The sequence below is a fragment of the Pseudomonas lini genome, assembly GCF_030812475.1.
GTDB classification, from domain to species: domain Bacteria; phylum Pseudomonadota; class Gammaproteobacteria; order Pseudomonadales; family Pseudomonadaceae; genus Aquipseudomonas; species Aquipseudomonas lini_A.
Genome location: NZ_JAUSSR010000001.1, coordinates 572040 through 584803, shown reverse-complemented (window position 1 = coordinate 584803; position 12764 = coordinate 572040). Strand labels below are relative to the sequence as shown.

Genomic DNA, 12764 nt, shown 5'->3' with positions numbered 1-12764 from the left:
CTCGCGCCAGATGTGGTGCCGGATGAACGGTCGGTCATTTCATCCACCGAGCCAGAAAATTCTATTCCTCAATGGTGCAGGTCTCAAGGTTGTAACAGGTTGCTCGTCGTCTCAGCCGCTGTCGCGATTTGCGACAATCTGCCGTTGCCGCCAGTGCCTGCCCTTGACCTGCCCCCCTGAGTATCAAGGCTGCCAGGCCCTTTCGGGCACTTGGCACAGCCATTGCGAAAGCCCTGTTCTCACGAACAACAAGAGACTCCGCCATGTCCCTCCCCTATCTGCTTCCCGCCACCTCGGCATTCATCCAGCGCGCCCCGCGCATGCTCATCGGTGGTGACTGGGTCGAGGCCGCCGACAGCCAGACCATGCCCCTGCACAACCCGGCCACCGGCGAAGTACTGTGCGAGGTGCCACGGGCCACACCCGAGGATGTCGACCGTGCCGTGCTCGCCGCCCGCCAGGCGTTCGACGATTCGGCCTGGACCCGCACCCGGCCGCGGGAGCGGCAGAACCTGCTGTGGAAACTGGCTGACCTCATGGAGCGCGACGCTGAACTGCTGGCGCAACTGGAATGCCTGAACAATGGCAAGAGCGCTGCGGTGGCCCAGGTCATGGACGTGCAACTGTCCATCGACTTCCTGCGCTACATGGCCGGCTGGGCGACCAAGATCGAAGGCTCCAGCGTCGAAGTGTCGATGCCGTTGATGCCCAACGATCAGTTCCACAGTTTCATTCGACGTGAAGCGGTGGGTGTGGTCGGGGCCATCGTCGCCTGGAACTTCCCGCTGCTGCTGGCCTGCTGGAAACTCGGCCCGGCCCTGGCCACCGGCTGCACCATGGTGCTCAAGCCCGCCGACGAAACACCGTTGACCGCGCTCAAGCTAGCCGAACTGGTGCTGGAAGCCGGTTATCCCGAGGGCGTGTTCAACGTCGTTACCGGCACCGGCATCACTGCAGGCTCGGCACTGACCCACAACCCGTTGGTGGACAAGCTGACCTTCACCGGCTCCACCGCCGTGGGCAAGCAGATCGGCAAGATCGCGATGGACTCCATGACCCGGGTCACCCTGGAACTGGGCGGCAAATCCCCCACCATCGTCATGGCCGATGCCGACCTCAAGACCGCCGCCGCGGGCGCTGCCAGCGCAATTTTCTTCAATCAGGGCCAGGTGTGCTGTGCCGGGTCCCGGCTGTATGTGCAGCGCAAGCATTTTGACAATGTGGTGGCGGACATCGCCGACATTGCCAACGCCATGAAGCTCGGCAACGGTCTGGACCCGAGCGTCGAGATGGGGCCGTTGATTTCGGCGCGCCAGCAGGAGCGGGTGTACCGTTACATCGAAATGGGTCGGGAAAGTGGCGCGACCATCGCTTGCGGCGGCGAGCAGTTCGGGCCGGGGTTCTTCGTCAAGCCGACGGTGATCGTCGATGTCGATCAGAAGCACTCGCTGGTGCAGGAAGAAATCTTCGGCCCGGTGCTGGTGGCGATCCCGTTCGATGACGAGGCTGATGCGTTGCGCATGGCCAATGACAGCCCGTATGGGTTGGGGGCGAGCGTCTGGTCCAACGATCTGGCGGCGGTGCACCGGATGATTCCGCGGATCAAGTCGGGTTCGGTGTGGGTCAACTGCCACAGCGCCCTGGACCCGGCGCTGCCGTTCGGCGGGTACAAGATGTCGGGGGTCGGGCGGGAAATGGGGTATGCGGCGATCGAGCATTACACCGAGTTGAAGTCGGTGTTGATCAAGCTGTGACCCGCTCCCTGTAGGTGCGAGCCTGCTCCGGGCGGCGTTCCGTCGATGGCAACGGTAAAGCGTTAGACCTGAATGAACGCCGCCCCCCTGTAGGAGCGAGCCTGCTCGCGATGGTCTCAATGGCGACGCGTTTACTCAGGAAGAACGCGTTATCGTTGACGGCCATCGCGAGCAGGCTCGCTCCTACAGGGGGGCGCGTTTATTCAGGAGGAGCGAGTTATCGTTGACGTCCTTCGCCGGCAAGCCGGCTCCTACAGGGGTGCGTTTATTCAGGAGGAGCGCGTTATCGTTGACGTCCTTCGCCGGCAAGCCGGCTCCTACAGGGGTGCGTTTATTCAGGAGGAGCGCGTTATCGTTGACGTCCTTCGCCGGCAAGCCGGCTCCTACAGGGGTGCGTTTGTTCGAGGATAACGCGTCATCGGGTGATCAGAACGGCAGTTTCATGCCCGGTGGCAGTCGCATGCCCGCGGTCATGCCGGACATTTTGTCCTGGCTGTTGGCTTCGATCTTGCGTACGGCATCGTTGACGGCGGCGGCGAGGACCGCTTCCAGCATTTCCTTGTCGTCTTCGCTCAGGCCTTCGACCAGGCTTGGGTCGATGGTCACGCGCTTGACGTCGTGACGACCGGTCATGACCACGGTGACCATGTCGCCGCCGGCTTTACCTGTGACTTCAGCGTTGGCCAGTTCTTCCTGCATCTTGGCCATCTTGTCCTGCATCTGCTGCGCCTGCTTCATCAGGCCGGCCATGTCACCTTTCATCATGGTAATCACCTCAAAGTACTTGGATAAAAATCGCGCCCGGCCGTTGGGGCCGAACGCCTTCAGTTATTAGCCCTGACTGACCAGGGCTTCGACAGGTTCAATAGTATCGTTACGGACCACCGCGCCGAACTGCTGCATCATTTGTTGGATGAACGGGTCACCGTGGATCGACTCCTCGGCCTCGCGCTGACGATTGGCACGACGACGGGATGCGGCCTGGGCCGGGGTTTCCTGCTCAGGCTTGATCAGCTCCATGGTCAGGGTCAGCGTACGCCCGTGATGCTGGTTCAGTGCGTCATTGAGGCGACGTTGCTGGGTCGCATTGAACAGGGCGCTGTGGGCCGGGTCCAGGTGCAACAGCCAATTGTCGCCATCGACGGCGACCAAGGTGCAGTTGGCGGCGATGCTCCCGGTCATGCCGGAGATCGGCAATTTCGGGAACAGTTCCAGCCATTGCAGGGCCAGACCGGTCGCCGGCATGGCGGCCGGTTCGGGTTCGGGCTCGGGAGCCGGCTCAGCGGCATGCTCGCTGGCCAGTTCGTCCAGGTAGCTGTAGGACGAATCCATGTCCGGCTCGATGTAATCCTCGTCCAGCGGCGGCTCGTCGTCCAGGTCCATGCCCGGCGTCGCCGCATCGACTTCGCTCACGGAGGGTTCCGGGATCGGCGCTGCGGCCCACTCCGGGGCGTCCGGCACGGCGCTGTCTGGCGTCGGCAATGGCATCGGCGGCAATTCAGGTTGTTCTGCGGCGGTATCCAGAACCGGTTCGACCGCAGGCTGCTGCACGACTTCGGGCTCTACGGGGTCGTTCCACGGCAGATCGACGACAGCTTCGACGGCTACCGCCTCAATCACCGGCTCGGGCACGACGACCGGTGCAACCGCTTCTCGCACCGGAATTGGAGCTGGAGCTGGAGCTGGAGCTGGAGCTGGAGCTGGAGGAGTAGCTACCGACGCAACCACCGGTGCAACCGGTGCCGAAACGACCGGTGCAACTGCCGCAGGCACTACCGGCGCGGCCACTCGCGTGGCAGCCACTGAATGGGCGGAATCAACTGTGGCCTGGCTGATCCCCACTGTCTTTAGCGGCTGCCTCGGAGCGTCCTCGGTGTCTGCGGGCCTGAAGGCGAGCATGCGCAGCAGGACCATTTCGAATCCACCCCGGGGATCCGGCGCCAGAGGCAAATCGCGGCGACCGATCAGGCCCATCTGGTAGTAGAACTGTACGTCTTCGGCCGGCAGGGCCTGGGCCAGTGCCAACACCCGATCACGGTCGCCGTGACCGTTGTCGACGCCTTCAGGCAAGGCCTGGGCGATGGCGACACGGTGCAGCACGTTGAGCATTTCCGAGAGCACGCCGTTCCAGTCCGGGCCTTGTTCGGCCAGGTGCCGCACGCCTTCGAGCAACGCCTTGGCGTCGCCTTCGATCAGCGCATGCAAAACGTCGTAGACCTGACCGTGATCGAGCGTGCCAAGCATCGCCCGCACGTCGGCGGCCATGACCTTGCCCTCCCCGAACGCGATCGCCTGGTCGGTCAGGCTCATGGCATCGCGCATCGAACCATCCGCGGCGCGGCCCAGCAGCCACAGCGCGTCGTCTTCGAACGGCACGTTCTCGACACTCAGCACATGGGTCAAATGCTCGACCACACGCTCCGGTGTCATGTTTTTCAGGGAAAACTGCAGGCACCGCGACAGAATCGTTGCAGGAAGTTTCTGCGGGTCGGTGGTGGCCAGGATGAACTTGACGTAGGGCGGCGGCTCTTCGAGGGTTTTCAACAGCGCATTGAAGGAATGGCTGGACAACATGTGCACTTCGTCGATCAGGTAGACCTTGAAGCGCCCGCGGCTCGGGGCGTACTGCACGTTGTCGAGCAGCTCGCGGGTGTCCTCGACCTTGGTCCGGCTCGCGGCGTCGATCTCGATCAGGTCGACGAAACGGCCTTCATCGATCTCACGGCACACCGAGCATTCGCCGCAAGGCGTCGAAGTAATACCTGTTTCACAGTTCAGGCATTTGGCGATGATCCGCGCAATGGTGGTCTTGCCCACGCCGCGGGTGCCGGTGAACAGATAGGCATGGTGCAGCCGCTGGCTGTCCAAGGCATTGATCAGAGCCTTGAGCACATGGGTCTGGCCGACCATTTCGCCGAACGAGCGCGGACGCCATTTACGTGCAAGAACCTGATAACTCATCGAAAACCGTCGCAACGAAGGAACAGAAGCGGCTAATGCTAGCGGAGCAAGGCCAAAATTGCATCCGGTGCGCTCGTCTAATCTGGCTAAGTTGCACTTTGGCGGGTTTTATCTGCCAGGGATTGTTCAGGAACGGAGCGTTTATACGGCTCGCCTTGGGGGCTCTGCTGTTGATGAGCTTGAGTGCGGCGGCAGCCGAAGCGCCGCTGCGCTTCGTGATGCCCAAGAGGTTCAGGCTGTCTGCTGCTGTACCCGCCATTGCAGCGGCGCAACATACCCTTGCACCCAGGCCGACACCTCTGCCGGCGGCATCGGCCGTGCGATGCAATGGCCTTGTGCAACATCGCAACCCAGCCGCATCAGCAATTCACCCTGTTCGATACTGTCCAGCCCCTCGGCGACCACCTGCCGCCCGAACGCGCGGGCCAGGCCAATGATTGCCGTGGTCAATGCCAGGTCATCCCGATCATGAAGAATGTCGCGGACAAAGGACTTATCGATCTTGATGGTCTGGGTTCGCAATCGCTTGAGGTAACTCAGCGACGAATAGCCGGTACCGAAATCCCCCAGTGAAAACCTCACGCCCAACACCTGGCAAGCCTGCAGACAGGCACTGACATGTTGAATATTCTCGACCGCCACCGACTCGACAATTTCCAGATCAAGCATCTGCGGTGCAACCTGGGCATGCCGGGCGAGCATCTCACCGAGCCGGTCGACGAAATCCGTGCGCTGAAAATGACGCGCCGCGATATTGATGCTCACTGGCCAGACCTGCCCCGCCTGCTGCCAGCGGTGCAACTGCGAAAGTACTTGGTCGATGACCCATTCACCAATATCGATGATCAGGTCCGTTTCCTCGACCAACGGCAGAAAATTCCGCGAAGGCACCATGCCGTCCTGGGGGTGTTCCCAGCGCAACACAGCCTGGAAACCGACGACCTCGCCGCGACGCATGCTCACCCGAGGCTGGAAGTGCAAACGCAACTCTCCCGCCAGCAGCGCCTGACGGACTCGCTCGATAGTCTGGTGCGTGACCTTGACTTCCCGATCCCGGTGCACGTCGTACAGATGAAAACGATTGCGCCCACCCTGCTTGGCCAGGTACATCGCTTGATCGGCGTGACGCAGCAGGGTTTCGGCGTCTTCGCTGTCGTGTGGGAACAGGGTGACGCCGATGCTGGCAAATACATTGAGCTCTTTGCCAAGCAACGTGTACGGCGCCGAAATCGCGCCCAACACCCGGTTCAGTGCCGCGCGCATCTCCGGCAGATCACGCACGTAACGCAGCACCAGCACAAACTCGTCACCCGCCAGCCTGGCCACCACGTCTTCGCCGCGCACGATACTGCGCAGGCGCTTCGCCACTTCCACCAGCAACAGATCGCCACTGGCATGGCCGTAGCCGTCGTTGACCGCCTTGAAGCCGTCGAGATCGAGCATGCACACCGCCAGCGGGATGTTTTCCTGGCGGGAAAACTCAAGGGCCTGATCCAGCAAATCCGAGAGGAACGCGCGATTGGGCAGTCCGGTCAGCACGTCGTGGCCCACCCGCCATTGCAGGGAATGCAGCAGTTGACGCTTTTCACTGATGTCGAAACGAATCGACAGGTAGCGATCAACTCTTCCGGTGGCGTCATCGAGTACCGGCACCATGGTGCTTTCGACCCAATACAGGCTACCGTCCTTTGCCCGATTGCAAATCTCGCCTTTCCAGACGCTGCCCAGCGCGATGGTACGCCACAGGCCAGCGAAGAATTCAGCCGAGTGCAGGCCCGAGTTGAGCAGACGATGATTCTGCCCCAACAGTTCCTCGCGGCTGTAGCCGGAGATGGCGCAGAACTGATCATTGACGTAAGTGATCCGACCGCTCAGATCGGTCTCGGAAAAAATAGCGGCTGCATCCACAGCCCTGCGGTATTTCTCATCCATGAGTCAGGCTCGTTGTCGCTAGCGGTGGCACCGCTCGACCAGTGCAGGATGCCCGGAAGAGATGTTTTGTGGCGGATTGCTCAGAAACACGTGGTCACTCCATGAACAGCATCTGATGGCCCCCGGACAGCCGAAGATCAACTAATCTGAAAGGCCGTTTGAAAAGGGCGAAAACCACGAATCCAGGTACATTGCGCAAGGTTCAAGCGCGGCTTTGAGGCTGCTCGTTATCCTGCACGAACGCGCATAGTGGCTTTTTCACATCGCGCTCGCGATCGAGAACAGGGCACCGAAAGTCCTATCGGAGCGGCGATTCTACGAAATGCATCACATTTTGCAAGCATAGGTGATGGATAACGCGGTTGTCATACGCCGAAATCTATCGTTAAGTTCTTGATTCCAAATGGGAATTGAGCGATGCACATTTCAAGTTTGGGTCCAGCCATCCGGCGTTACCGCAAGGTCGCGGGGCTTACTCAGGCTGAACTCGGCGAAAAAACCGGTTTTGACCCCAAAACCATCAGTCGCTTCGAAACCGGCACCTATACCCCCAGCATGGACGCCCTGTTCCTGCTTGCCGAGGTGCTCGGAGTGACGTTGAAAGCCTTTTTTGCCGATCCGGGCGATGAGGATGAACAGCGGGCGTACCTGTTCGGCGTCATTCATAAAGCCAGCCCGAACGATCTGGGAAAGCTGATTGCGGCGGTTGACCAGGCGTTGTCCAAGCCTTAGTGGCAGGAATGGAAAAAGGAGGCCGACTTGTCCGCTGGACAGGTCGGCCTCCTTTTTCAGGTATGACTTCAAAAACCGGAAACGACAAAAAATCCACCCTGGACAATATCCATGGCAGAGCAAAAGGAAATTAGTTTTGAAAAATACCGCCAGAAGAATTCGCGGCCCGCTAAGGTGGTAACCCCACCAGCCACACCCCGGCACACAATGTTCCCGCTGTGGCTGCTTCCTTCCGGATCTGACCAGGTTCACGGGTAATCGTTGCGGGGGGACCGATGGGGTCACCATAACGACGCTCACCTGACGGCGAGCCGCGCCATTGTACCTATCTGAGACGAAGTTACAACCGTTCGTGCGGATAAAAAAATACGAGGCGGCTCAAGGACATGCAGTGGCCTTTAAATAATGTCCGGAACGTGGCGCGAGCCTTTGGTCGCTACGGCACGCCGATCCATGCAGGAGCTGCCGATGGCCGCGATCCTTATTATTGCGCCAGCACCTCATCCGCCCTGCCGCCCTCCTGCTGGATGACCAGGTGGATGAAGTGCAGCTTGGCGATCACCGCCGATGGCAGGACGAAGGGATAGAAATCCGGCTGGCCCATGCTGCGCGACAGTTCGTTGAGCATGCCGGCCAATTCGATCCAGGCGTTGACGAATGCCAGGAACGCCACCCCGCCGGGATGCTGCGGGTCGTAGAGGCTGCTGGAGGGAAACGGCTGGTAGTCGAAGTCCAGTTCCCTGGCGCTCATGCCGAACCCCAACGCAGTGTCCACGGCGTCCGTCATGTGCAGGTAGTGCGCCCAGGTTTCGGCCCAGTCCTCCCATGGATGCATGGTCGCGTAGGCGCTGACGTACTGTTGCTGCCATTCGAGCGGCGCGCCTTGTTGATAGTGGTGCTCGAGGGCTTCGGCATAGCTGGCGCGCTCGTCGCCGAACAGTCCGCGGAACGGTTCCAGCCAGTGACTGTTGGCGATCAGGCGGTCCCAGTAGTAATGCCCGACCTCGTGACGAAAGTGCCCGAGCAGCGTGCGATACGGTTCGTGCATTTGCACCCGGACCTGCTCGCGGTGGACGTCGTCGGCTTCCTTGATGTCGAGGGTAATCAAGCCATTGGCATGCCCCGTGGTCGGAAGTTTGCCGTCAAGGTCGACTCCGATGAAATCGAAGGCCAGGCCGGTCTCCTCGTTGACGGTTTTGGGAATCACCTGCAAGCCCAGGCTGATCAACTGCGCGACGAGACGACGCTTGGCGGTTTCTACCTTGCGCCAGCGTTCGGGGTTTTCGGCAATCGACAGGTCGGGGATGGTGTGGTTCAGGCTGCAGGCAATGCACAGCGCATCATGATCGTTGGCCGGCAGCAGCCAGTTGCAGGCAGCCGGGGAGTCGAGATTGGCGCAGCGGCGGAACGTACCCGCCTCGGGATCGGCGTCGAGCAGCCAGGTGTCCGCCTGCAAGCCGGGCTGCAGCGAGGACAGGCGGCTCTGTTCGGGTTGATAGCCCAGCGCCGCCGAACAGGCCAGGCACTGGCTGTTGCGGAAGAACAGCGACTGGCCGCAGCGGCACTGCCAGACTTTGCTGTTGCGCGAATTCTCGGCCATGAAAGGCGCGGCGATGCGTGAGCTGAGCTGTTCGAAGAAGCGGTACATGGCGATCTCTCCCTGGGGCATGCCAAGACTAGATCATGAAGGGGTATCGATCGTTCCCGCTTTTTGTGCGAGGGCTGGCATCGCCTTCGCCGGCAAGCCGGCTCCTACAGGGGCTGGCGTTGAGCGCATATCATCGATACACAGCTGATCCCCGTAGGAGCTGGCTTGCCAGCGAAGGCGGCCTCAAGCCTTGCAGCGATCATGCAGACGCCTTCGCCGGCAAGCCGGCTCCTACAGGGGTTGGCGTTTTCGCAATCCAGCGGTATGCAGGTGTTCTCGGGCGGCGGTGCGGCGTTCCGACTTGTCAGCGAATGGCATCACACGGAAATACCATGCTTGCCCAGGAACACGACGAACGCTTCTTCATCCAGCACCTTCAGCCCCAGCTCATTGGCCTTGGTCAACTTGGAACCGGCGCCCGGCCCGGCGACCACGCAGTGGGTCTTGGCCGACACCGAGCCCGCCACCTTGGCACCCAGGCTTTCGAGCTTGTCCTTGGCCACATCGCGGCTCATCAACTCCAGCGAACCGGTCAATACCCAGGTCTGCCCGGCCAGGGGCAAGCCTTCGACGACTTTCTTTTCGCTCTGCCAGTGCATGCCGAAATCGCTGAGCTGCTTTTCGGCGGCCTCAGCGAGTTGGCGATTAGCCGCCTGCGCAAAAAACTCCCGCACCGCATTCGCCTGTTTCTCCGGCAACGCCTGACGCATGTCCAGCCAGTCGGCGTTCATCACCGCTTGCAGCGAACCGAACTTGTCCGCCAGCTTCTGCGTCCCGCCCGGCCCTACCGACGGAATGTGCAGCTTGTCGAGGAAACCGCCGAGAGTGGTGCTGGCGGAAAATTCGGCGCCCAGCTCCCCTTGATCCTGGATCTGCAGGCCGTGCCTGAGCAGGTCCTCGATCACCTGCCGGTTGTGCGGGTCCTCGAAGAAGCTGTGAATCTCGTGAGCCACTTCCAGGCCGACATCCGGCAAGTACGTGAGCACTTGCGGCAGGGCCTGCTGGACTCGTTCCAGCGAGCCAAGGGAGCGTGCCAGCACTTTGGCTGTCTCTTCGCCGACATCAGGAATTCCCAGAGCATAAATGAAGCGCGCCAGGCCTGGCTGCTTGCTGCCCTCGATCGCAGCGAGCAGTTTTTTGCTCGACAGTTCGGCAAAGCCTTCCAGGTCGACAATGTCGTCGAATTTCAGGGCATACAGGTCCGCCGGCGAACTCACCAGGCCTTCGTCCACCAGTTGCTCGACGCTCTTGTCGCCCAGGCCTTCGATGTCCATGGCGCGACGGGAGACAAAGTGGATGATCGCCTGCTTGAGTTGCGCGCCGCAGGCCAGCCGGCCGACGCAGCGATACACCGCGCCTTCGCTGACGGTTTCGCGGCCCTTGCTGCGCTTGACCAGCTGTGTGCGCTCGACATGGGAGCCGCACACCGGACACTGCTCGGGAATCTGCACCGGCCGGGCATTGTCCGGGCGGCGCTCGGTGACCACTTGCACCACCTGTGGAATCACATCACCGGCGCGACGGATGATCACGGTGTCGCCGATCATCAAGCCCAGGCGCGCGACCTCGTCCATGTTGTGCAAGGTCGCATTGGCGACGGTGACGCCGGCCACCTTGACCGGCCTCAAGCGCGCCACCGGCGTCACGGCACCGGTACGGCCCACCTGGAACTCCACATCGAGCAACTCGGTAAGTTCTTCCATGGCCGGGAATTTGTGCGCGATAGCCCAGCGCGGTTCCCGCGCGCGGAAACCCAGTTCACGCTGGGAGGCGATGCTGTTGACTTTGAACACCACGCCGTCGATTTCATAGGACAGCGCATTACGGCGCTCGCCGATGTCGCGGTAGTAATCCAGGCATTCATCGATGCCGTACGCCAGTTTCAGTTCATGACTGATCGGCAGGCCCCAGGCTTTGAGTTGCTTGAGATTGCCAATGTGCGTGTCGGCGATATCGGCTGAAATCTGGCCGATGCCGTAGCAACAGAACTCCAGGGGACGGTTGGCGGTGATCTTCGAATCAAGCTGGCGCAAGCTGCCCGCCGCCGCGTTGCGCGGATTGGCGAAGGTCTTGCCGCCGACTTCCAGTTGCGAGGCATTGAGCCGCTCGAAACCGGCCTTGGACATGAACACTTCGCCCCGGACTTCCAGGGTCGCCGGCCAGCCGCTGCCCTGCAGCTTGAGCGGGATATTGCGCACCGTGCGCACATTGACGCTGATGTCTTCACCGGTGGTGCCGTCGCCGCGGGTCGCGCCGCGCACCAGCACGCCATCCTGATACAACAGACTGACCGCCAGGCCGTCGAGCTTGGGTTCGCAGCTGTATTCCACCGCGGCGGCGCTGCCGAACAAATCGCCGGTCGGCAGATCCAGGCCTTCGGTGACCCGGCGATCGAACTCGCGCATGTCGGTTTCTTCGAAGGCGTTGCCGAGGCTGAGCATCGGCACTTCGTGGCGCACTTGGGTGAACGCCGACAGCGCCGCGCTGCCGACACGCTGGGTCGGCGAGTCGCTGGTGATCAATTCGGGATTGGCCGCTTCGAGGGCCTTGAGCTCCTGGAACAACCGGTCGTATTCGGCGTCCGGGATGCTCGGCTCGTCCAGCACGTGGTAACGATAGTTGTGCTGATCCAGCTCAGCGCGCAGCTCTAGAATGCGATTTTTGGCGGCGGTCATGGGTGTTCTCTCATAAAGCAAAAGAGCAGCCGAGGCTGCTCAATCTGTTGAAGCGGCGTAGATTCATTGTAGGAGCCGCGGTGCGACGATTCGGCTTGCCGGCGAAGGCGTACTTGAGACCGCCTTCGCCAGCAAGCCGGCTCCTACAGATCAACGCTTCTGGGTCAGGGCGCGGCGTTCGAATTCGACGATGCGCTGACGGTAATGCTCGATCGTCTGGGCAGTCAACACGCTGCGCTGGTCGTCTTTCAGTTCGCCGTTCAGTTCCTGGGACAGTTTGCGCGCCGCAGCTACCATCACGTCGAAGGCTTGCTTGGGATGACGCGGGCCCGGCAGGCCGAGGAAGAAGCTTACCGCCGGCGTGCTGAAGTGGTCGATGTCGTCCAGGTCGAAGACGCCCGGCTTGACCGCATTGGCCATCGAGAACAGGACTTCGCCGTTGCCGGCCATGCTTTCGTGGCGGTGGAAAATGTCCATCTCGCCAAAGCGCAAGCCGCTTTCCAGAATATTCTGCAACAGCGCCGGGCCCTTGAAGCCGGCGGCGTCGCGGCAGATCACACTGATCACCAGCACTTCTTCGGCTTGCGGCTGCTCCCGGTCGCCAGTCGAGCTCGAGGCCTTGGTTTCATCCGGGTAATCGTCGTCATGGCTGCTGAAGCTCGGGCCGCCTTCCAGGTCCAGGTTCAGGTCGCCCTGGGATGGCTCGCCCTGGCCACGCTTGCCGCGTTTGGATCCCGACTCGCGCTGTTCACGGGCAGGCATGCTCACCGACGGCAGATCGTGCTCGTCCAGATGAGGTTCCTTGTGGGTATCCAGCACCCGGGGCGGGCCCAACAGCTCGGCGCTGGTGTCCTCGTCCGGCAAATTGGACAAATTCCGGTCAAGACGGAATTTCAGTTTCCCCTTGCCGCCGCGCATGCGGCGCCAGCCGTCGAAAAGAATACCGGCAATGACAATAATGCCGATAAGGATCAGCCACTCGCGCAGACCGATTTCCATGTAATCCCGTGCCTCTATAAAAAATGCTGAAAAATAAGGGGTTTACAGCTGGTAAACCGCTTT

Annotated in this window: 8 protein-coding genes and 1 other RNA gene; 2 read left to right on the top strand and 7 right to left on the bottom strand. The window is 61.3% G+C overall.

Annotated features, from left to right (window positions below; all coding sequences use genetic code 11):
- Positions 1-263: 263 nt before the first annotated feature.
- Positions 264-1754 carry an aldehyde dehydrogenase family protein gene (locus J2W17_RS02770; protein ID WP_307328815.1) on the top strand — a complete coding sequence of 497 codons (1491 nt, stop codon included), beginning with the start codon at positions 264-266 and terminating at the stop codon, positions 1752-1754.
- Between the two features lie 426 nt (positions 1755-2180).
- Here J2W17_RS02770 and J2W17_RS02765 read toward each other — a convergent pair whose 3' ends face one another.
- From J2W17_RS02765 to J2W17_RS02755, 3 genes are all read right to left on the bottom strand, one after another.
- Positions 2181-2519 (bottom strand): YbaB/EbfC family nucleoid-associated protein, encoded by a 339-nt coding sequence (locus J2W17_RS02765; RefSeq protein ID WP_307328811.1) that lies wholly within the window; start codon positions 2517-2519, stop codon positions 2181-2183.
- A gap of 66 nt (positions 2520-2585) precedes the next feature.
- Positions 2586-4715 (bottom strand): DNA polymerase III subunit gamma/tau, encoded by a 2130-nt coding sequence (gene dnaX, locus J2W17_RS02760; protein ID WP_307328808.1) that lies wholly within the window; start codon positions 4713-4715, stop codon positions 2586-2588.
- A 231-nt stretch (positions 4716-4946) separates the two neighbouring features.
- Entirely contained in the window at positions 4947-6647 is a 1701-nt protein-coding gene (locus J2W17_RS02755) for a putative bifunctional diguanylate cyclase/phosphodiesterase (protein WP_307328804.1), read from the bottom strand.
- 417 nt (positions 6648-7064) lie between these two features.
- Here J2W17_RS02755 and J2W17_RS02750 point away from each other — a divergent pair, with 417 nt between their 5' ends.
- Positions 7065-7379 (top strand): helix-turn-helix domain-containing protein, encoded by a 315-nt coding sequence (locus J2W17_RS02750; protein WP_307328801.1) that lies wholly within the window; start codon positions 7065-7067, stop codon positions 7377-7379.
- A gap of 181 nt (positions 7380-7560) precedes the next feature.
- On the opposite strand, the gene ffs is transcribed toward J2W17_RS02750, so the two are convergent.
- The 4 genes from ffs to zipA all read right to left on the bottom strand — a co-directional run bounded on the left by ffs (position 7561) and on the right by zipA (position 12701).
- Positions 7561-7657: signal recognition particle sRNA small type (gene ffs, locus J2W17_RS02745), an RNA gene on the bottom strand.
- A gap of 206 nt (positions 7658-7863) precedes the next feature.
- Positions 7864-9027: a zinc-binding metallopeptidase family protein gene (locus J2W17_RS02740; RefSeq protein ID WP_307328798.1), complete on the bottom strand. Its 1164-nt coding sequence runs from the start codon at positions 9025-9027 to the stop codon at positions 7864-7866.
- Positions 9028-9344: 317 nt separating this feature from the next.
- Complete coding sequence (ligA, locus tag J2W17_RS02735; protein WP_307328795.1) at positions 9345-11702, bottom strand: NAD-dependent DNA ligase LigA; 2358 nt, start codon at positions 11700-11702, stop codon at positions 9345-9347.
- Positions 11703-11852: 150 nt separating this feature from the next.
- Positions 11853-12701 (bottom strand): cell division protein ZipA, encoded by an 849-nt coding sequence (gene zipA, locus J2W17_RS02730; protein WP_307328792.1) that lies wholly within the window; start codon positions 12699-12701, stop codon positions 11853-11855.
- Between the last annotated feature and the right edge of the window lie 63 nt (positions 12702-12764).